15 protein-coding genes are annotated in these 21456 nt (G+C 54.2%); 4 read left to right on the plus strand and 11 right to left on the minus strand.

Annotated features, from left to right (window positions below):
* Nucleotides 1-39: 39 nt before the first annotated feature.
* Both HSW_RS01075 and HSW_RS01080 read right to left on the minus strand, forming a co-directional pair.
* Nucleotides 40-714: an SOS response-associated peptidase gene (locus tag HSW_RS01075; protein ID WP_044000421.1), complete on the minus strand. Its 675-nt coding sequence runs from the start codon at nucleotides 712-714 to the stop codon at nucleotides 40-42.
* 742 nt (nucleotides 715-1456) lie between these two features.
* On the minus strand, nucleotides 1457-1822 hold the full coding sequence (locus tag HSW_RS01080) for a winged helix-turn-helix transcriptional regulator (protein WP_044000422.1): 366 nt from the start codon (nucleotides 1820-1822) through the stop codon (nucleotides 1457-1459).
* Nucleotides 1823-1955: 133 nt separating this feature from the next.
* On the opposite strand from HSW_RS01080, the gene HSW_RS01085 reads away from it, so the two are divergent.
* Nucleotides 1956-2627: a nitroreductase family protein gene (locus HSW_RS01085; RefSeq protein WP_044000423.1), complete on the plus strand. Its 672-nt coding sequence runs from the start codon at nucleotides 1956-1958 to the stop codon at nucleotides 2625-2627.
* A gap of 239 nt (nucleotides 2628-2866) precedes the next feature.
* Here HSW_RS01085 and HSW_RS01090 read toward each other — a convergent pair whose 3' ends face one another.
* From HSW_RS01090 to HSW_RS01100, 3 genes are read right to left on the minus strand one after another with little or no spacing between them, the layout of a single operon-like run.
* Entirely contained in the window at nucleotides 2867-3568 is a 702-nt protein-coding gene (locus HSW_RS01090) for a LytR/AlgR family response regulator transcription factor (protein ID WP_044000424.1), read from the minus strand.
* Entirely contained in the window at nucleotides 3565-4629 is a 1065-nt protein-coding gene (locus tag HSW_RS22320) for a sensor histidine kinase (RefSeq protein WP_052345970.1), read from the minus strand. The genes HSW_RS01090 and HSW_RS22320 overlap by 4 nt, the downstream gene beginning before the upstream one ends.
* The gene (locus tag HSW_RS01100; RefSeq protein ID WP_044000425.1) at nucleotides 4626-5729 is read right to left on the minus strand and encodes a DUF4932 domain-containing protein; all 1104 of its coding nucleotides are present in this window, start codon (nucleotides 5727-5729) and stop codon (nucleotides 4626-4628) included. The genes HSW_RS22320 and HSW_RS01100 overlap by 4 nt, the downstream gene beginning before the upstream one ends.
* 414 nt (nucleotides 5730-6143) lie before the next feature.
* Between HSW_RS01100 and HSW_RS24915 the strand changes: the two genes are divergently transcribed.
* A complete protein-coding gene (locus tag HSW_RS24915; protein WP_262489375.1) occupies nucleotides 6144-6278 on the plus strand; it encodes a hypothetical protein in 135 nt (44 codons plus the stop codon).
* Nucleotides 6279-6390: 112 nt separating this feature from the next.
* Nucleotides 6391-7116 carry a metallophosphoesterase gene (locus tag HSW_RS01110; protein ID WP_052345971.1) on the plus strand — a complete coding sequence of 242 codons (726 nt, stop codon included), beginning with the start codon at nucleotides 6391-6393 and terminating at the stop codon, nucleotides 7114-7116.
* 12 nt (nucleotides 7117-7128) lie between these two features.
* Here the strand turns inward: HSW_RS01110 and HSW_RS01115 are convergent, their stop codons facing one another.
* Together HSW_RS01115 and HSW_RS01120 are read right to left on the minus strand one after the other, a co-directional pair.
* Complete coding sequence (locus HSW_RS01115; RefSeq protein WP_044000427.1) at nucleotides 7129-8097, minus strand: HNH endonuclease; 969 nt, start codon at nucleotides 8095-8097, stop codon at nucleotides 7129-7131.
* 65 nt (nucleotides 8098-8162) lie between these two features.
* Nucleotides 8163-8744 carry a hypothetical protein gene (locus HSW_RS01120; RefSeq protein WP_044000428.1) on the minus strand — a complete coding sequence of 194 codons (582 nt, stop codon included), beginning with the start codon at nucleotides 8742-8744 and terminating at the stop codon, nucleotides 8163-8165.
* Between the two features lie 273 nt (nucleotides 8745-9017).
* Here HSW_RS01120 and HSW_RS01125 point away from each other — a divergent pair, with 273 nt between their 5' ends.
* Nucleotides 9018-9833 (plus strand): DnaB-like helicase C-terminal domain-containing protein, encoded by an 816-nt coding sequence (locus HSW_RS01125; protein ID WP_081768205.1) that lies wholly within the window; start codon nucleotides 9018-9020, stop codon nucleotides 9831-9833.
* 169 nt (nucleotides 9834-10002) lie between these two features.
* On the opposite strand, the gene HSW_RS23980 is transcribed toward HSW_RS01125, so the two are convergent.
* The 4 genes from HSW_RS23980 to HSW_RS01140 all read right to left on the minus strand — a co-directional run bounded on the left by HSW_RS23980 (nucleotide 10003) and on the right by HSW_RS01140 (nucleotide 21132).
* Complete coding sequence (locus HSW_RS23980) at nucleotides 10003-11694, minus strand: hypothetical protein (protein WP_155832757.1); 1692 nt, start codon at nucleotides 11692-11694, stop codon at nucleotides 10003-10005.
* A gap of 359 nt (nucleotides 11695-12053) precedes the next feature.
* Nucleotides 12054-12824 carry a hypothetical protein gene (locus HSW_RS23985; RefSeq protein WP_155832758.1) on the minus strand — a complete coding sequence of 257 codons (771 nt, stop codon included), beginning with the start codon at nucleotides 12822-12824 and terminating at the stop codon, nucleotides 12054-12056.
* A gap of 150 nt (nucleotides 12825-12974) precedes the next feature.
* On the minus strand, nucleotides 12975-16883 hold the full coding sequence (locus HSW_RS01135; protein ID WP_044000430.1) for an ATP-dependent helicase: 3909 nt from the start codon (nucleotides 16881-16883) through the stop codon (nucleotides 12975-12977).
* On the minus strand, nucleotides 16867-21132 hold the full coding sequence (locus HSW_RS01140; RefSeq protein ID WP_044000431.1) for a DEAD/DEAH box helicase: 4266 nt from the start codon (nucleotides 21130-21132) through the stop codon (nucleotides 16867-16869). The genes HSW_RS01135 and HSW_RS01140 overlap by 17 nt, the downstream gene beginning before the upstream one ends.
* Between the last annotated feature and the right edge of the window lie 324 nt (nucleotides 21133-21456).

A 21456-nucleotide genomic window follows, 5' to 3' on the forward strand; every position in this document is an offset into this window, starting at 1 on the left:
TTCTACGTGCCGTGTCGTGACGTGCCGTGTCGGGCAGTGCTACCGGGCCGGCTCCAGCAGAGCCGGCGTGTTGTGGGCTGGGGAGTTGACAGCCGTACTCACCACGTATTCTTGCAGCCGTCCGTCCGATAGGGGACGCAGCAAGCCCTGATGAGCCGCTACGTCGCCCTCCGCCAGCCAGGCCAGTTCGGCGGCCCGGTCTGGCAGAATCACCGGCATGCGGTGGTGCAGGCGGGCCATCAGTTCGTTGGGTTCCGTCGTCACGATGGTAAACGTGGGCAGCACCTCTCCGGTGGCGCGGTCCACCCATTCATCCCAGAGCCCGGCGAAAGCAAACGGCTCGGCCTGGGGCAGCAGAATGCGGTGCGGGGTTTTTACCGGCAGCCCCGGCAGGGGCTGTTGCTGCCACTCATAAAAGGAATCGGCCAGCACCAGGCAGCGCCGCTGCCGCAGCAGGGTGCGGAAGGAAGGTTTCTCGGCCAGGGTTTCGGCCCGGGCATTGATGGGCCGGGGGCCGGCAGTGCGGTTCTTCACCCAGGCTGGCAGCAGCCCCCACTGCAGCAGCTGAATCTGCTCCGGGTGGGTATTGGTGATGACCGGCAGCCGTTGGGAGGGAGCCGCGTTATAGGTGGGGGGCAACTCGACCGGAGCCGCCGCGTCGAAGCGGCGGGCCAGGGTCGGACCCGGTTGGGTCTGGGTGTAACGTCCGCACATGGGGAAAAGCAAAAGGGCCGGTTCCGGCCGGGGTACCCGGCTGTAACGGCCGACCGGCCTGGCCCGTTCCGCTACAGCCGGTATCTTACGCAAACTTCAAAACGAAAAAATGTACGCTTCCTCTTTATGAGCGAGGATCACAAACAAGAGGTAGACCAGCTCTTTGGCCCCCAGAAGCCGCTTGTGGCCCGGGAGACTCAGCAGTCGAAAAGTACCGATAAGCAACGTGAGGTGTAACCATCAGGTACAGTGCTGTATTCCTGCTGACTGATTGGCGGCCGAAACATAGCCCTGGGCCTGATAGCCTATCGGTGCGGGCCGGGAGAAGCAGCGCAGCTAACCCGCGCGCACCTACCGGCCGGCCTCAGACGACGAGGCCACTACCAACCTGGGAATGTGGTTCATCCACTTGTCCGAACAGGGGTATCCAGTAATTTTTGAGTGCGTACCGTCTGCAGCAAGCCCCAGCCTTTGCAGCACAAAACTTTTCCTGTGATAAAGTGATGAACAGGCCGACCACGTAATCTTATTATCCAATAAAGAGAATTCGCATAGAACTCGGTCAACCTACAGATCACCAAAGAACTGCGCTAACGATAAGCCATAAATATCCAATTGTAGTGGTCTGGTTAGCTGGGCGCAATGAGTATGTATGTGCTTTGATACCGTAGCAGCCACCTCTGTATCAACTGAGTGTGCGTGGGCGAATCCGGCGGCGGTTTCGATAAAAAGCGCGCGAGGCTTACTTGCCCTCCTGCATCATGCGGGCGCGGTGGGCTAGGCCCCATTCCGCCAGGCTGTCGGTCAGGGCGGTTAGCGAGCGGCCGGTTTCGGAAAGGCTGTAGGTGACCGTCAGGGGTTTGCTCGTGGCCACGTGCCGCACAATGAGCCCGTTGGTTTCCAGGTCCTGTAGCTCCCGGCTCAGCACTTTGCCGGAGATGCCCGTTACCTCGCGCAGCAGGGCCGAGTAGCGCATCGGCTGGTGGCAGAGGCGGGCAATGATGGCGAGCTTCCACTTGCCGCTCAGGATATCGAGCGTATCGTCGATGGCGCGCATGCGATGGGCACAGGCGCCCGTGAAGGAATGATCGGCCGAGTCTTGCTGCATGGGAAGAAGTGGTTACCTGTTTGTCACCAGAGGGCCGTGAATGTCCCGGTTACCTTTTGTCCCAAAGGTACGGCTTGTCAGCTAGGGGTTTTACCTTTGCCCCGGATCTATTCCAGGAAAAACACCTTTCAACATGGCATTACTCGAAGACCTGACGTGGCGCTACGCCACCAAGAAGATGAATGGGGAGCGTATCCCCGCCGATAAGCTGAATTACATTCTGGAAGCGGCGCGCCTGGCCCCGTCCTCGTCGGGACTGCAGCCTTACAAAATCCTGGTTATCTCGGACCCGGCGCTGCTGGCCAAGATCCGGGAGGTATCCTTCAACCAGAGCCAGGTGACGGACTGCTCGCACCTGCTGGTGTTTGTGGCCTGGGACGGCTACAGCGAGGAGCGCATCACGCGCGTGTTCAACTACACCATGGACCAGCGCGGCCTGCCGCACCAGACCATGGCCGACTACAAACAGAATCTGTGGTCCATGTACGAGCCCCTGGGCCAGGAGTGGCACGCCCAACACGCGGCCAAGCAGAGCTACATTGCCTTTGCTATGGCCATTGCGGCGGCGGCGGAACAGCGCGTGGACGCTACGCCCATTGAAGGCTTCAACGCCGACCAACTCGATACCCTGCTGCAGCTGAAAGGCAGTGGCTACCACAGCGCGGTGCTGTTGCCGCTCGGCTACCGGCAGGAGTCGGAAGACTGGCTGGTGAACATGAAAAAAGTGCGCACGCCGATGGAGGAATTTGCCCAAGAGCTGACGCTGGCCGATCTGACGAACGCCGAGGAGCAGGCCGCCCAATAGACCTGCCCTTGATGAAAGTGCCCCGTAATCGTCTGTTGCCTGGCTTATCCAGCGGGCTGCGGCCGACTACGGGGCGCTTTTGCGTTCCAGCGCAGCGAGGTAATCATGCGCACCCTGATGCTGGACTTGCTGCAGTCCAGCGAAATTGCGGGCGAACTAATTCGTTGAACGACGTTTCCCAATGAATGCTGGTCTAAGGTAGCACGTTACCAGCGACCCTATGGGTTGGGCCATACAGGCTACAGCCGGTCATAGAAAGTACGGCGATAGGCATCGCCAACTGGAATGCACCGGGGCTCATCCGCGGTGGCCTGGATGAAAATCCGGCTACGCTCTACACTGTGTACGTGCGCCAGCGCCACAATAAACGACTTGTGGACGCGCACAAAGGCCGAAGCGGGCAGGCTCGTTTCCAGGCTGTTGAGGGTCTGCCGGGCAATAACTTTCCCGGTTAGCGTGTGCACAACGACGTAATTCTGCAAGCCCTCCGCGTAGAGCACCTCATCCAGATCAATCCGCTGCAGCCGATGTTCGGTTTTGACAAACACGTACGGGCGGGGCGTTTCCTCCACTGCCGGGCGCAGGCGCCGCTGGGCTTTCTGCACGGCCTGGTAGAAGCGCTCGAACGGAATGGGTTTGAGCAGGTAATCAATGACATCGTGCTCGAAGCCCGCCAGCGCGTAATCGGGGTAGGCGGTGGTCAGCACCACCGGGGCGCGCCGGTCCAAGGCCTGCAGGAATTGCAGCCCCGTGAGTTGGGGCATCTGAATGTCGAGGAAGATCAAATCGACGCGCCGCTCGCCCACCCACTGCAGGGCCTCCAGCGGGTTCTGGCTGCTGCCGGCCAAGTGCAGAAACGGCACTTTCGCCACGTAATCGGTCAGGATGTCGATGGCCAGGGGCTTATCGTCAATCACCAGGCAATGCATCGGGTCAGTCATAGGGCAAGGCGGAGCGTTACCTGGAAATCGGTGGGCGAATCGGCAATGGTCAGCGTGTGGCGGTCCGGGTAGAGCAGCGCTAGCCGCCGCCGCACGTTGGCCAGCCCGATACCGCCGACCTGGTCTTTCTGCTGCTCATTGCGGGTGTTGTGCAGGCGCAAATCCAGGGTGGTGGCCGTCAGGTCCAGATGGAGCGTAACCGGCCGGGCCGCGTCAGTCAGCAGACCGTGCTTGAAGGCGTTTTCCACGAAGGAAACCAGCAGCATGGGCGCAATCAGCTGCCCGTTGAGTGGGCCCCGGAGCTGGTAGTCGAGGTGCAGGTTGTCCTTCGAGCCGATCCGCTGGAGCTCAATCAGGCCGTTCAGGTAGTCCAGCTCGCGGGACAGCAGCACCCGGTCGTGGTGGGCATCGTGCAGCATGTAGCGCAGCAGCTCGGCCAGCTTGAGCAAAGCCCGCGGCGCCGCCTCCGACTGCTGATACACCAGGGCGTAGATGTCGTTGATGGTGTTGAAGAGAAAATGCGGATTCAGCTGCGAACGGAGAAAAGTCAACTCGGCGGCGGTGTGGGCCTGCTGGGCTTCGCGCCGCCGCCGCTCGGTCAGCAGCTGGTGCCGGATAAACGCATAAAGCAGCCCGTAGAGCACGTAATCGAAATAAAACCGGACACTGTTCTCCACAAACCACCGCGCGGTAAACGTGGGGTTGTGCTCGTAGTTATCGAAGCCGAGCAGCGGCTTGAACACTAGAAACTCCACCCCGTAGCGCACCCCCGTAATGAGCAGCAACGTCAGCAGCAGGCCCCCGGCGGCCCGGCCAAAACGCGGCCAGTTCAGCGCGCCCGCCAGCAGCGGCCGGGCCACCAACTCCACGGGCAGGTAAAAGGCCAGGGCGTTGATGAGCAGGTAGCCCAGCGTCACCAGCCCGGCCGTGGTGTCCGTCAGGGTGGGGGGGCGGTTGGCGGGCGTGGTGTAGAGCACCACCAGGTCCTTGGTCAGCAGCAGGGCCCAGATTAGCAGGTGGATGGGCCACTCGGGGAAGGCGCGCGGCCGGGCAACGGTCATCGGGTAGTCGATTCGGCGGTGGGGTATTTCTGCGCCAAGTACGTCAGAATTCGCGGGAAGAACTGCGCGAAATCCGGCCCGGTCGGCCGGCGGCTGTATTCGGCGGTAATCACGTCGGCAATGTCGCCGGCGTACTGAAAGTCCCCGACGACCTCCTGGGCGGCCTGTTTGCGGGCTTCCTTCGGGGAGTGATACTGCCGGAACAGGGCGATGACCACGCCGCGCACCAGGTTCTCATCGAAGCAGTGGGCCCAGCTGTGGATGTTGTTGCGCTGCATGCCCGCGTCGGTCGGGTTGAACAGGTAAGCCAGCTTGCTGATATCGTCCTTATAGCGGCGTTGCAGGGCCCTGGTGTAGTTATGGCTCCCCTCGTGCCAGACCAGGACCACCGCTTCGGTACCCAGGCTAAAGCTCGGGCTGGTCGTCTCGGTCGATTCACGGTTGAGGAAACCGACGGTGTAGGCCACCTGATCGGCGTAGCGCGGGTTCAGCTCCTGGGCCGAAATGGCGTGGGCACCCCAGCCGTTAAGTGGGTCGAGGTAAACGGCCCAGCGGGCCGCTTTGGTGGGAAAGCGGTAAAGCGAATCGAGCTTGTTGACCAGCCCTTCCTGTGCCAGGCGGGCCTGCACGGGCTTGGCCCAGGCGGCGTAGTCGGCTTGATGCTTCTGGTAAAAAGCCCAGAAATGACTGTCCTCAAAAAACTGCTGGCAGAGGCGCATGTAGGTCTGCACCGAATCCTTGCCGTTGAGGGAGTACCAGACTGAATGCTCCGGATAGTGCACGCGCACCTGTGGGAAGTTGTCGAGGCAGTAGCCCAGCTCCGCCATGTCTGGGTATACCTTTTTCAGCCGGCGGGCATATTGCACCGCCGGGTGGTTTGCGAACGGGACAAAATAGGCCTCGGTTTCCTTGGCGTAAGGCGATTTGTTGGGCATCGGATACTTGCCGGCCAGCAGCTGCACCACGGTAAACAGCTCAATGCCGGGATGCACGGTCACGGTAACGCGGTCCGCTGGCATTGGTGCCGGCGTGATACGGGATTGGGCCGGCAGGACGTGGGCGCTGAGCAGGACCAGCAGGAAAGTCAGGAGCGGTTTCATGGATAAGAAGTAGTAGCAGATGCCTGTTGGAAAGCCCAAATCAAGTCGCGCTACTTCATCGGACGAACTCCGAGTGACGAACTGCCCTTTTTCGTTGATTAACGCCCAATCAGCCGACTGAGTAGTGGGCAATGATGGCTGCGGCCGTAGGCCTGTATTACTCGGGGTTCCTTTCAATCAGTGGGTATCGGCGCTGGCCGGCTGATGGTATATTTGAGTGGGTGTTAGCCGCTTTGCGTCTGGGCCACGACGAGATGCTGGGCCTAGGAACGTGACTGGTGGCCTCGGCCAGTTAGCCTGCATTCGGCGCATTTCGCAGCGCTAGTTTTCAAATTCAGTCCGTTTTATGGGCATTGTGTAAAACCCAATATGCCGGAGAAAGGTATATTTGGGCAGATCATAACTTTCTCTTGTATGTCGAACAAACCTGCCAAAACCGAAAACACGCCAGTTGCTGAGCAGCCTCAAATCACCCGTGAGACCATCCACCGCCGCGTTAAGCAGGCTCAGGAGCGTCGTCGCCTCAAGCTTAAGCACGTGAACCCCTAGTTTCGGGTCAAGCGTATGTTGAAAAAGCCCTTGCTACTTACATGTAGCAAGGGCTTTTTGGTAAGTAACCTGTTGCTGGACTCCTTTTCTGCGTTGCCGACTAATTTGCACCATGCGCATCCTCGTCGTTCCCGACCTGCACGGCCGCGCCAACTGGCACCAGCCGGTGAAGGACTTTCTGACGGCCGCCACCTCAGCTGACCGGGTGGTCTTCCTCGGCGACTACCTCGACAGCTTCACCGTCGCCGACCAGCTCATGCTCGACAACTTCATCGACGTGCTGCTACTGCGCGAGCGGGAGCCCGGGCGGGTAATTCTGCTGCTGGGCAACCACTGCTTTCCCTACCTGTTCCTTCCCACGTTCCGCTGCTCGGGCTTCCGCCCCCAACTGGCCCCGGCCCTGCACATCCTGTTCAAAACGCACCAGTCCCTGTTCCGGGTGGCCTGGCAGGTGGGGCCTTACCTGTTCACCCACGCCGGCGTCTCCGACATGTGGCTGGAAGTCAACCGACTGGCCATTCGTCTGTTGCTGGGCCACCATGTTTGTCACGATAACCTGGCCAACACGCTCAACCAGCTGCTAGCGTCAGAGCAGGGCCGACAACTACTCTGGCAGGTGTCCGGCTACAACGGCGGACGCGACCGGGTCGACGGCCCCCTGTGGGTGCGCCCGGTGCACCTGAGCCGGGGCCTGCTGCCCGGCCTTATTCAGGTGGTGGGCCACACGCCCCAGCCGCACGTTTACTCCGACATTAACGAAGCCACCCAGACCGGCTTCATCATTGCCGACTGCCACGACCATAGCCCCAACGAGTTCCTGACCCTGCAGTTTCCGTAGTAAGCCGCCGGCCTACCAGGGACCGGCCTCCCGCTGGGCGGCCAGGTTCTCCGGCTTCGGCCACCACTTCCGCTCCTTCGGCAGCTGCAGCTGCCGGCCGTCAAATTGCTGCACCCCGTACGCACGCCCGCTCAGCTCCCCAAAACCTTCCGTGATGCGCACCCGGTAGTCGGGGTCAACCCAGAACAGGTGCCGGTCAAACGCGCGGTGCAGGTTCGGGCACAGCGCCAGCCCGTTGCCGATGGCATCGTCGTGGCTCACCGACCAGGGCACGATGTGGCAGGCATCGAGCAGGGGCGCCGCCCCGGTCGTGCTCAGCAGCTGCAGCCCCGACACGGCGCAGGTCGACTCGTAGGCCCGCAGCACCGCCCGGCCAAACACGGCGCTGCGCACCAGCACCTCCGTTTCGTCAGTCACGTCCACCTCCCGCCGGTAGCCGGCCGCCGGCTCCTCCAGCAGTTGCCGGCCCAGCTCGTCCAGCGTTTCCTGCCCGGCCCGCGGCCGGAAAAACTGCCGCGTCAGGGGGAAATAGCGTGCCAGCAGCGCCTGCCGGATTTCCTCGCGAGCTGCCGGCTGGAGTATTAACTTCCACAGCGCTGCGTCCAGGTAAGCATAGGCCGTCACCTCCCGCAGGTGCCCGAAGCTGCGCACCGACCGCGCCGAGGTCAGCACCAGCTCCCGCCCCGCCCGGCTCTGCAGGTGCCAAAAACCGCTGCTTTGCAAGTGGAAGAAGGGCATGTGAAACGGACAGGCCGCGTATTCCGGCCCCGGGCTCAGCAGCCGGCAGTACGCCTTGAAGGCCGCAATCAGCTCGGGCGTAATCAGGATCTGGTTATCGTAGATGCTGCCGTCTTCCACGCCATCTAACACGGCCAGCAGCAGCGCCGGCTTGTACGGTGCCTCCCGCTTCACACCTCCAACAGTCGAGGAAGCCACATTCAGCCGGGTCAGTTTATCAATGTAGCGCTTCAGATCGGTCACGGGCAGATAGTTTGATTGCCTTAAAAATAAGGCCGCCGCAATGCCGTACCCGCATTGTCGCTCCGTTATTTTGCCCAAGCGCCACACAGCGTACTAACCACGAAATCCTGAGCCACTACATAGCTCGGGCCTAACAGCAGCAGGACGTACGGTTCGGGCCGGGGGGCCAGGCGCTGACTGATGTGCGGGTACAGGTAGGTGGCAACGCCGTGCCGCGCGCACACCCGGGACGCCGCTTCGGCCGCAAATATGGGCACCGTATCTAACAACAGCCCCTGTCCGCCCATCAGGTTATAGGCCGCAATGCGCCGCCACCACGGATGCCAGGAGCCCCGCACCCGGTCGCACCACTCCCCAGCTAAGCCGTTCAGTTCCTGCTCCAATTCAAGCAACAACTCCGTTGCATCTACCGCCTGCATCGGTCGGGCGTTCATGTAGAGGCAGGTATGGGGGGCATTGAACCCCCACAGCAACGGGTGCTCGGTATGGTAGGCCAGTGGCCCGCCCGTTCCGCGCTTCAGGCTCCAACTGAACTTGCCCACCAGGTTGATGCGGTGCACCTCCGTCGCCGTTTCCAGCTCCAGAAAAGAGGTCTGGGTATAGCGGATGCGGCCGATTGGATAATGCTCCACGAATTGCGAAATCATGATGTCAAGCTATAAATTTCGCTTGTTAGGTGAGCGCGGTGCCACCACCGCCGGTACCAAAAGCAGCGGATTATGATTACTGCTGCTCCCAACTCCTACGCGTAAGCATGGTCATCTTAGTATTCCGCAACTGCTCCATTCACCGCTGCGATGGGGAGCTGTGTTTCTGTCGGGGGCAGCGGAAACATCGGCGAGGCATTGCTGCCCTCCAAAAACTGCACTTTAGCAATTTACCTAGTACCGATAACACTCAATTATCGGTACTAAGCTACAATCCCCACCGGTCTTACTCAGCTCGACGGCCCCACCGGTGGCTGGCAACCCGGCGACTTAATCATCCTGGCCGCCCGGCCAGCCATGGGCAAAACCGCCGCCCTGCTGCATTTCGCCCGCACCGCCGCCCTCGATTATGGTCAACACACCGCCATTTTTAGCCTCGAAATGCCCACCCTGCAGCTTATGCAACGCCTGGTGGCCAGCGAAGTGCCCGGCTACAGCAACTCCGACCTACGCCGCGGTAACTTGCCCGGCGGCCTTCCCCAGGTAGACCACATCCGCCTGCAAGCCCAACGCTTGCACACCCACCTACTCCATATCGACGACACAGCCGGGCTAAGCATCCAGCAGCTGCGAGCAAAGTGCGCCCGCTTACATAGTCAGCACCCGCTCAGTCTGGTATTGGTTGACTATATCCAGCTCATGCGCGGCGACCAGAAAGGCAACCGAGAGCAGGAGGTAGGCAGCATCAGCCGGGGTCTCAAAGAGCTGGCCAAGGAGCTCAACGCTCCTGTTATTGCTCTCTCCCAGCTCAGCCGCGACGTGGAGAAAAGGGGAGGGGATAAGCGCCCTATGCTCTCCGACCTGCGTGAGTCCGGCAGCCTGGAGCAGGATGCCGACTGTATTGTGTTTTTGTGGCGCGGCGAATACTACAACATCGCCGAGTACGAAGACGGGGCTGCAACTGCTGATACGGTGCTGTTCGACGTGGCGAAGCACCGCAACGGCGCTATCGATGAAGTAATTGCGGCCTGTTCGATGCGCCGCGGTATATTCACTAACCTATTCGTACACCAGAAAGAAATTATTTAAAATGCTAAAGGCCAGTGAATGCTGCTACGGCGACCACCACTTCTCTTGGTCCCGCGCCGAGTTTGCCGCCTGGTTTAACGCCGTGACCTATTAACGTGGGTATTAGATGCGCCTCGTGGGTATGGGGTGTGAGTATAAGGAGTCAGCGCGCCTTAGCAGTTAGCATTATTTACACTATTCTTATAATACCTTTAATTAGTTTCTCTATTTTTAATATTTCACGATATTTAAGTAGGACCTCTTTAGCATAGGTTATCTCTTCGATAGAGTTAAAGGATTCCTCATCGATTTGCTTCAATACTTTTACTATTTCTGCAGGGTCTATATTAGCGTAGTCTGCGACGTCTTTATTGTGTAGTAAATTCCATGAAGGGAGATTTATTAGGTGTCCCGAATATCCTATATGTTTAAGAATTAGGTGGGAAATTAGAGTGTGAAGGTGAAGTGCAATTTGTTCTAAATCATATCTGCTTCCACCCTCAAGGGGTTCTCGCCCATGTAAGTAATCGTTGCGTTTATCGAGTGCTTCGAGGTCATCAGGTAATAATTCTATTTTGGCTAATTCAAAGGGTTTTTCTAATTTGTCTCTGTTTGTGGGGGAATTTATATTTGCAATTTTTTTGGAAAGGATAGTATAGCCATTGAAATCGATTGCAGATTTACTTGCATCAAGTACCGCCATTAAAGAACTTATTAACTTCTTGGCTTCTGATTTATTAGTAATCGGTTTAAAAGGTTCAGGTGTCTCAGAGACAAGGTATTCTGTTAACGCCTCAATGGCGACAGAATATAGTGCTCCTTTTTGCACAGGGTCATCTATTGAGCTGGCTCTTACAATCAATTCTATGGTTCTGAGAATTTCAGGCGATTTGATGCACTTTTCACATAAAGACTCATATACCTCAGTTGGAAACATCTTATGATACTCTTTCAAACTTGCTTGTGTATCAGTATCCTGCTTTCTATAATGGTCGAAGAAAAAATGGGGGTTTATTATTTGATTTTCTGATAAAGTAGAAGGAGCCTCGAATAGCCTCTCAAAATTTACAAGTTTTGTGAAATCAGTGTCTTTTGCTGACAAGTAAATGGTCTCGCCTCTATAGTATTTGCCGCATAAAAATGCCATACAAATCCTAATGATAGAAGTAATGCGTTTAAATTCCTTGTTTGTTATTTTTTCATTACAGTCTATTATGTAAGATCTAACGGGCTCAAGTGCATAAAAATGAAAATTAAATCCATGTATTTTTAATAAGGAAAACATTCCTTTTGTGGACGTGAATGAAAGGCCCATTAATGAGCTTTGTCTATCCCAGTTTTCAATATCGAATTTTATATGGTTTTTATCATACGCTAATATGGAAGTAGGATAAATCATGTCTGTGTCTTTTACCGGTATTATCACCCTTCTATATAACTTGTTGCTTTCTTTTTTTGCTGATTTAAAATTTGAAAATATTCCCTCAAGTATTTGTGGTTTACTAGGGAAATTAGCATTGAAATATGTGACTGAATGTCTATTTATTAAAAATTTATTATTGCCCTGTTTTAAATGTAGCTCATTGGATAACCCATAGCTTTCCTTGTATTTCACGCTTCCAATAGGTAGTGTCTCTGGAATAATAATTTTGAATGGAATACCTGCCTCTACATCAGGAAAAATCGTTAGCACAAAAGAGCCAGTTACTTCCAGACTTGTGTTTAGGTCTGTGTAACGTAGGGATATGAAAAACTTTTGCTCTGTCGAATACTTTTTGATAAGATTTATACTTGCTAAAAAATACTTTTTCTTTGCGTTGCTTAATATCTTTAGCTCATGTTCCGATGGTTTCCACTCAAATGACTTGGTATTCTTTTTCATCTCTTTTTTTTGAGGAATCAATAATAGTCTAGCAGCGTAGAGCAGGACGCTAACTGTATGGTCTCCCTCGGTCAGGCGAGCACTACAGCATCGCAAGGTCCGAGGACGGCACCACCACCGCTAAAACGGCATTTTTCGACATCGCTAGAAACCACAACATAGGCAGCGGATGAAGCAATAGCCCTTTGCAACCTCCACCGTGGTAATATTCATAATTTAGGCCCTGGTGCGTGCGTGGCAGATGCCTAAGCATCTGCCCCATCCTCAGCTCCTCCAGGTTGACCTATTAAAAAGCGAGCACCCAGCAGCAATGGCTTCCTGGTGGAACTTCAATAATAAGCTCCTGCTTGATAACCTGGCTAGTTTAAATCATTGTTAATTATAGCTAATACTGCTCGCATAGGCCCCCTGCCATAATTACTTTTAAAATAGCTAGTGTACATCCTTGTGTAACCGGTAGAAACCATGTTAGTATAGCCTCCTACCCCAGAATTTAACATCATTTCGGCTTGTTTAAAATGGTTGGTAGCTATGTCTATCCCATAAGTTTCTTTTACAAGACTTTGTATCGCTTCAAACCCAACATATGCTCCATCGCTATCAAAATCCTCTATCAATAACTCAAGTGTGCATTTTGCTGTCAATACTGAAAATATTTGGTCTTCAGCCTCGCTTGAATAGAATTCAATAAGCTTTTCTGGATTAGAAAAAGCAAATGTTAGCTTTACAAGTACACCGTACTTTAAGTACATGTTTCCACAGTATGGAACATTCTTCTCGCTTGATGCAGCGTTGTTAGTAACCCCTGTGACATTGCGTATAGTAATGATACCAATACAGTCAGTTGATGACTCCTTTGGAATAGTTGCGTAGGTGAGCCGGTCATTCTGACTAAAGCCAACATCAAAAATAAATTTTTGAGTTATAGCTGCTTTCCCCTTAGTCCAGTTTAAGCTTACGGAATTTATTTCTTGATTATTGGATTTGCGTGAGGGTGAAATATTAATGACTGTCTTGCATTCACCGCCGTCAACCATTGCGCCTCCCATCCACGTCTCATAGCGACTAGCACTAAATTCTGTATGACTGCTTTGCAATGCTTGGAAAGGTGGGAAATTATCGTATTTCATGTGAAAGGTTAAAGATGGTGGTGAGAAGTCTGTGAAAAAGTCCAAGGTTCTTTATTGGCAATTTTTACCAATTGGAACCTGAATGAAAATATTGTGGCTGTAGGATTTGACTATGTTAAATAACATCTTGTTGAATAAAGCAATCAAGCCTTAATCCGCTTTGTAATAGCCCGCAAAATCTACAAGGTAAATATGACCGCGTTTCACCGCAGGTGGATGCCAGTTGTCGGTTGTAAACGTTGAATTGTGCGCCGTATCGTAGCGCAGAGACTCTTCATGCGTGTAGCACACCACTCCGGCCACAGCTAGCCCCTCAAGCCGCGCAGCTTGAGGCTCTGGCTTGAATTGTCCTCCGCGCAAACGGCCTACCAGCGTACCATGGCAGTATATTAGCCACCGCCCATAAGCATCCCGAGTTAAGGTTATTGGGTCACCTATTTTAACCCTGCCTTGAATAAACTCATAGGCATTGGGGTTACTGCCACCCCAGGAGATAAATAGCTTATCGAGCCCCGGTTTAAGGATGCGTCCCAGCTTCTGCTCAGCGCCCTCCAAGGCATATGGCTTGCCGGTGGCCACCGCCTCTTCGCGGTCATAATTGATAACAACAAGTCGGTAGCGAGCCCGTGTGTAAGCCACATATAGAAGGCGTCGTTCTTCTTCCACCAGCTCTACTAGGTTAGCGGCAGCTTTACCAGTACGCTTATCTAGGCCAAAATCAGTGAAGCCAGGTGGTAGCAGCACAGCATCGAACTCTAGGCCCTTAACCTTGTGCATAGTGGTCAAGACCACCTCACGCCGCCTCTGCCCTGGTGCTACAGTTTCAATGTGGCTATCATAGAGCTTGGCAAAATGGCCATCGTCCCGCCTAGCCATTTCTTCCACAAAGTCTAGAACATCCTGGTTTGTGCCTTCTTCGGGGCGCTCCTTATTGAACTCGTAAAGTAGGCAATGCAATAGATGCATTAAATACGGGTCCCATACGTGCTCGAACTTGCGCAACGCTGCTTGCTTACGGGTATTAAAATCGTCGAGGTAAGTGGCACTAAGCGGAGCTGCTGGCTCTGCCCGAAACGTATGTAGCAAGTGGTAAAATTCTCTTGTCGCGACGGGCGCCATTGATGCCCCTTGAATGCGCAATGACACGTCTGACGGAAGTGTCGAGGAGCGCAGTTCATTGAAAACCCGAAATACTTCGTCATTGGAGCGCAGCATTACTGCCACCTGCTGGTAAGGCTTTCCGGGTTCGTATACCTCGCCCAATAATTCATTGAGCTTGGCCCGCCAATCGGTCTTGCTGTCACGGTACCGCAACACCTGGCAATATGGTCGTTCATGGCTCGGTGTTCGTACAGCCTGCAGCTCAGGCATACGTTTAAACCGAACCTCATTAGTCGCCAATACGCGGGCCGCGGCTTGTAGTATGCCTGGGTATGAGCGGTAATTATTGCTCAGAAACAGAGTCTGCGGCTCATATTGGCGATGAAACTGCACGTAGTAGGGGTGAGGGTCGATAGCCCCACCTTCTTTTATACGTTCGTAGCCATAAATGCTCTGATTGGGGTCCCCAATCACGCAAAGTCGCACACCGTCTGGTCCTGTATTAGGGGCCAGCAGTTTTAGCAGCTGTAGTCGGAGCTCAGTAATATCCTGAAACTCATCCACGAAAACGTACCGAATTCGGCCCAGTTCCCGCGACAGCAAGCCAGGGTCTCTTTCCAGAGCTTGCACGAAGGCTGGTACCCACTCATCGAATTCCTTGTCATCGAGGGCTGCCCCCATGCAACGTCGGCAGAGACTATGGAACGTGTGAATATGCAGCCGTTGTATTAGCCGCCCATAGCCAAGTGCCCGAAACAGTTTGCTTAGCCTGTCCTTCAATTCAACCACTACCGCCCGATTGTAGGCGAGCACCAGAATTTGTTCTGGCGGCACTTTCGCTTTCTGCACTAGGCGTGCCACTCGCAGGGTCAGCGTATGGGTTTTACCGCTTCCTGGCCCGGCTATTACCTGCAGGTTATCAGTAAGCGGTGCATCGTATACAATCCGCTGTTCCTCGCTCAAGCCTTTTTCCGCTTTCACTAATGCTTCCTTCTGAAATGCAGCAAGGCTAGGGTGGTTTTCGGGCAGATATTCTTCGAGTAGTTTTAGTAGGAGCTCGCCGCTCTCACACTGAAAATAACGCTTGATAAAGGTGTCCTGACGTTCGGTACTTTTCAAGTTAGCCAAGCATTGCAAGGCCATTAAACGCAGTTCTTTTAGCCGAATGCCCTCCTCAAAATCAAGGTATCTTTGATAATCTGCTGATGCTCGGTCATCCTTATTCGGCACCGATAAATCATCCAAAAATAGCTCAATGCCCATCGGCACCAACGAGCCACTTCCTTTAAGGTAGCCAAGTGCGCGTGCTAGAAACAAAAGATTGTCAAGGTAGTCATGCGCGGCGTTTTCCAGACCAAGCTCCACCACCAGGTCGGCATAATTAAACCGGGTATGCCCGGTTTCTACTACATGGGCTATCAGCTTAGTAAGCTGCCGTTTTAATTCCGCCAGCGGCTGCTGCCACTGCTTAGCATCCTGATTCCCATTGTAAATAAGTTGCACCACTCGTGCCTGGCTACGGTCATGGCGGTTCAACACAGATTCCACCCGGGTGCGGGGTAAAAGTCGAATAAGCTTGAGCCCAAACTTCGCCCGCTTTTTATGCCAGTCCTTTATTAACTTCTGTTGCGTCGCCGTTGGGGTCAACTTCCGCTTGTTTCGGTCAGCATCTTCCCAGTAGATTTGCCGTGACTGGAAATGCTCAGCTGCCTCAGAAGCTACCATTCGGTCAAGCTCGTCTCCATCTATGGTTAGCTGCTCGCCCGGACGTACTCTTTCCATTAGGTGCCGGGCCAATCCAAACACTGCTTCCACCAAGGGCAACTTGCCTGCTGCACACCTATGCTCTTCTCGCCACGCAGTAAGTTCTGCGCGGCGTAAGTCAGTTAGCTCAAGTGTCAGGTATCGCTCTATACAAATTGCGCCGGCTTTTTGTGCTTGAAAAAGTAGCCGGTAAAGCTCTGTCCATCGCCGTTTACCGGAGAGCGTCATGAGCTCAGCCATTGGCAGCAATAGCGACGCTCCCTCACAGTAGGGTGAGGCACGTAGCCGTGTCACAAACTGTTCTACCTCCTGCCGTTCAGTTTGGTCCTTGATTTTTCCATAGTTGGGCTTGTCGCAGAGCAATATTGGTAAGTGGGCGGGGGTATAGAGCCCCAAGCGGATGCGCCCCAGTTGTTCGAGCCAGTGCAACCCCAGCCGGAACTTAGTGGCTTCCCCACCCCCAGCGTCGTCATCGCTCATCTCTTCAGCCAAATCCAAAGGGAGTGGAAAGGCTTCATTGGGACGCGGTTCCAGCGGCCGAAACCTCTCGATGTACCTGTGCACTAATTGCTGTACCTGTCCTAAATAATCCCAGGTCAAATCCGAGCGGTGCTGCAAGTCGCGCAGCTTGCCGAAGTCTTCGCGCGTAGCCACGCACATTGCCCTAATGGGGCGTCCTTCCCCAAAATTTGCTTGTTGGCGCATCCCCGCGTCGCGCCCTGCTCGTCCTACTTCTTGCAAAAAGTCCTCGAAGGTTGAAGATGGGCCCAAATGATACAGGTAATGGATGTTGCCAATATCCATGCCCATGCCGAAGGCTTTGGTCGCGACCAGTACCGCCGTCTTAGCATCTTCAGCACCTTCAGCAACGGATGCTGCCTTCCTGACTGGCTTGTAGGCTTCATATTTTTCAGCTCGGTCAGTTCCATCAAGTCCGGCATGAAAAAAATCTACCTGCTGCGCCCACTCCAACCCCAGCTCCTCTGCTTGGGTTTTAAGCTGCTCTGTCACTTCTTCGGCTTGCCTGCGGGTCCGTACAAATACCAGCACCCGGCTCAGCTTGTGATCAAATTTTTGCTCCCGCAAGTCATCAAGCAACGCTATTAACTGCTGCTCTTTACTAGCTACCGGCTTAAAGCGCAAGGTAATGTGCGCTTGCACGGGGTTAGTGCCTAAGTCACCTAGTAGCTTCATGTTCAGGGAATAACTGCTTGAAATTATCGAAGATTTTCTGTGTTACCGTGGCCGAAAACAGCAGCACTGGAAACTGGCGCCCAAAGTCTCGTACGCCTTCCTGTCGGAAGCCCTGCACAACTTTGGCTGAGTGCAAATAATCGGGCCGAAACTCGTGGCCCCACTGTGAAATGCAATGTGCCTCGTCAAACACGGCGTACTCCAGCCCGTGGTCGTTCGTGAACCGCTGCCAAAAGGCACGGCTGAATCCTCCGCTTCTAAACCGCTCTGGAGTAATGAATAGAAGTGCTATTTCGCCGCCCGCAATCCGTCGGTAAATCTGCTGCACTTCATCCTGCTTGTCGGAGTTGATGTATTCAACACTGCTATAGAATCCAAGCTCCCACAGCTTGGCGACCTGATCTTCCATCAATGCCTTCAGCGGCGTCACCACTATCGACAGCCGGTTGGTATAAGCGCTTCGATAGAGTGCCGGTGCCTGAAACAACACCGACTTGCCACCACCCGTTGCCAGGGTAACTAGCAGGTCAGTTTGGGCCTGCAGGATTTCATTCAGATAAGGGATTTGGTTTTCGCGCCATTGGTGTACCATTTCGTGCCCGTCGGTATCCACGCTGCGCAGGAACACCTGCCGAAGGAGCTCACGAGCCTCATCCAGGTTTAAGCCGAAGTCGGCTTCCGGGCGTACACCGCCCAGGGCGGCGTCAGCTGGCTTAGCGGCTGCTTCGTAAGCTTCCTTGGTCTCCCACGCCACATCTACTGTTTCCCGGCTCAACTGCCAGCTTCTTTCTAAACCCGCAAAGTCGGCTAGTCTTGGGTCCAGTAGCCACAAACGGCTTGCTTCGTGGTTGTCAGCTATGAGGGCCCTCATGCGGTACACAACAGGCCGTTGCAACTCGAGTAAAAACAGCAGGTTACGCTCTAATATGCCCATCTGAGCATCTTCCTCAGATTCGACACCGCCCATTGCTTCCGCTGTCCCGCCAGATTCTTCATTATCCGATGGGCGGGCCAACTCACCGGCTGCCAAACGCGCCGCTTCAAATAGCGTCGTGTTTTGGGCCAGGTAGAAGTTCTCCATCAGATTAAAGCTCTCCAATACCACCTGGAGAGGCCCTAAATAGTTAGCCTCAAAGATGGCTGCTGCCTGTCCTACCGGTGCAATGAGTAGGCGTTGTGAAGTACCGGGCCGGTGCAGCAATTCGAGACGCCGCCCTAGTTGCGCTTCCCGTTTCGGGATGTAGCACTTTAAATTTAGCCTGAAGTATGACTCCAGTCGCTCTACTTCCTCCGGGCGCTGCACCAGCAATACTACTGGCGCCGAAGTTTGACTGCCAATGCGCCTTACCAATTCCGCTTGCAACAGCCAGTACCGCGAACGATAGATGGTTTCTGGATTGAGAGCTACCACGCCTAAGCGCTGTTGCAACCGCTGTTGGTTGGCGACAGCACTGCGCAATTGGCCCGCCGGATATGCCCGTTGAGTGCCACGGCGGTACTCGAGTGACGTGCCCTGCTTTGTGAGTTCTTTCAGGAGCTTCTCCCAGCCAAAGCTCGCCCAAACCCGGTACTGCCCGTATTGGTGCTTTTCCAGCCAAAACGTGTCATAGCCGCCAGGAAGCTTACCGACGAGCAGATTTGCCTGTTTTAGCGTTAGCCCCATGAAGCTTTGACCACCCGAGAACTTTATCCATTCGGTATCAGTCGCGGGGCTATTGCGAAGCTCATCCGCCGTCAACTGTGCCACCTCGTATTTGTGGCCCAGCGTAATCAAGTCAGGTTCTACTACCAGCACTGACAGGGCTGGTACCTGGTGAAGCCACGTTCGCGCGTCTCGCAGTTGCTCCACCGTCAGACACAAGGGAAAGTGCCGCTTGGTGGAATCAGCAGGTAAAGAAATTAGGCAGCTTCCAAGGTCAATTTCGTGCTGTCGAAGTCGAGCCCGCACTGCCGGAGCCATGTTGGCTGCCAAAGGAGGCCAGCCTTGTTGGCGACAGTAAGTAAAGAACTGCTGCACCAACAGTAGTTCGGTTGGGAGCACAACAAGTAATTGCAACAGGGCCTCTTCATCAAGCTCGCGGTAGTCGAGTGCTGTTTCCTCATCGGCCCAAAACCTTACCGAGCTTCGGACCAGTACTTCAGCCCATACTTCGCGCGGTGCAAGCACGACTCCTGCAGACTTTTCGCTTTCTAGCCATGCATGTACTTCCTGCCTTAACGTCGAGGCTTGGGGCTGCGGCCTAAAGCAGGCTCGCATTTCCTGCTCCAGGTCCTGAGTCTGCAGCCATAGTACCCAATTAAGGGCGCGAAACTCTCTCAAGTGGGCTTGCAAAGGGGAAGAAAACAGCGTAGCTACTGCCAGCCACGCACTTTCGTCTAATTGCATCAACCGCAGGAGTTGGGTTAAAAACAGACGTAGCGCCAGCTCAGCATCTCCTTGCGCTTCATGGGCAGTTTGCAAAGCAAAAGTGTGGAAGTGCGGGCTTAGCGCCATTTCCACCAGTAACGTATCCCACAGCTGATTCTCCGCTATTGTTAGGCCACGCTCGGCTAGCAACGGTGCGTCAAATGCAATGATGTTATGCCCCACTACTAGAGCTGGTTCGCCACCCGTCAAATAATTAGTTAGCTCACCAAAGACTAACTTCACTTCATCGGCGCCGTTACCACTATGCCAGTCGCCGGACTTCCCCCAAGCGAGTTCGTGAATATGCTCTCGGTCACTTTCCAGGTCAAGACTGATGACCGCCAGCTGTTTGATTAGGTAGTCTTCTATAGTTTTCCTTGCCCGGCTCAGGGTACGGGGCTCATGGTGCTCCCCAAGGTGAGGAAGAATGCTGTAAAACGCGGGTTCTGTTAGTGCCTCTGCCACCCGGTCTTGAACAGCAGTTGGCAGATTGGCAAATTGGGCCAACGCCTCATCCTGCGGGAAGGGTAGGTCCTCGCCCGTCGACCATAGTTCAAAGGCAATAGCTGCAGGAATTTCATCCGCCAGCATCTGAGCTAGTGTTTCGGCTGTTTCCTGTGAATAAGCAGTTCGTGTAGCCGCTCGGTTGCGTCGGTACTCATCCGCGGTCCTCGCGGATTCTTCCTTGAGCCATTGCACCAACGTAGCATCATACAATAGAGCCTGTTCCGAGCCTAGCGCAAGTCGCAAACGGGTTAGCGCTTCAGTTGCAACTTCAGGACCCCCATGCTGTACGTAAGCCAAACACAAACCCATCAGTCCTGAAGTCTCTACGTCAGGCCACCAACTCGCAACACCTTCCGGCGTTGTTTCCAACAGTTTGGCCAGCCGGCCTGCAATAATGCCAGAAGCGGCTAGTGGTGAACAGTAGCGCAACCAAAGCTGCCCAGCATAGGCTGGTTCAGCCTGCGCTATTAATGCCCAGGTTTCGGGCTCTAGTTGCGAAGGTAATTTCTGCCTTACTAAGTTTAATGCTGCAACGGCCGCATCAAATGCCTCTGGTCCAGTAAGGGGAGGTAGTTGCCTCAGCTTGTCTTGTAGTATTTGGCCACGCGCAGCTTCTGGGGCCACCTCCAGAAGTTTCATTAAGGCCGACTCGTTTAGTAGGCCGGCTATTCGAAGCAGTAAGGATTCATCTTGCGCTACTGGTCGTGCCCACCAAACTTCTTCTTTGCCTGCTTTTTTGGGATTAGGCCTTTCCGCGTAGAGTAACCAGTCACCGATTGCAGGCATTTTCTCCAATCCGGAAACATGCCAGAAAAGCTCATTACGGGTGCCTATAGGTTGTAAAAAACCGAAACCACGGTCTTCAACAACCCTCATAACCTGCCCTAGCTTTAGCTCTAGGTCCTCAGGCCGTGGTTTTTCTTTCTTTCCACCCGTGCCCCCCGAACGCCCGGCTCCATGGTGATTCTTTGTAGCCAACCGCTCATTCTGAGCTTGCTGTTTGGCAAGTTCTACCATTTCAACATGGCCCACCACCTTTAATCCGGGCAGCATGACTTCTGCCTTGATTACTGGCTGTTCAAAAAGGGCATGCTGTTGAAATACAGAGCTTAATGAAACGCATGCGTCTTGCTGTTCCGCCTTCAGTTCATCCCCGTTTAGTACAAATTCCAAGGGGTTTTGGGGCTCGCCAAATTCAGTTACTAACAATGCCCACCATTCATCGGGGACCAACTTTCGGTATCTCAGTTTCGGCTCAATGCCATGCTCCAGCAACAGTGTTTCCAGTTGCTTAGCTGTAATTCCAAATTGCTGTAAAAGTTGGGGTAGTTGCATTCAGGATAGGATGGGATTCGCCACAAGGTGTTTTGGTAAGGGTTATAGGCTAATGCAATAGCGAAAAGTATCAGGTCTTCACTCGATCAGGTATAATGGTGATTAGGTAATTTGCTGCCCGTCTGCTGGAGGATATAGCTGCTGATCCAGCCAGCAAATAGGATGTAAGTTCTCACAAATATTTTATATGCAGAAATGAAAATCAGTCTACCTTAGCCTGCTTTTAATTTGCTAGACAAGTTCACTTATGTTACCTGTGCCTATTCAAGAGACGTCTACCATAGCTTGTCTTACTTCTTATCAGGCCAAATACTTCGCTTACGA

It is taken from the genome of Hymenobacter swuensis DY53 (genome assembly GCF_000576555.1).
GTDB classification, from domain to species: Bacteria; Bacteroidota; Bacteroidia; order Cytophagales; family Hymenobacteraceae; genus Hymenobacter; species Hymenobacter swuensis.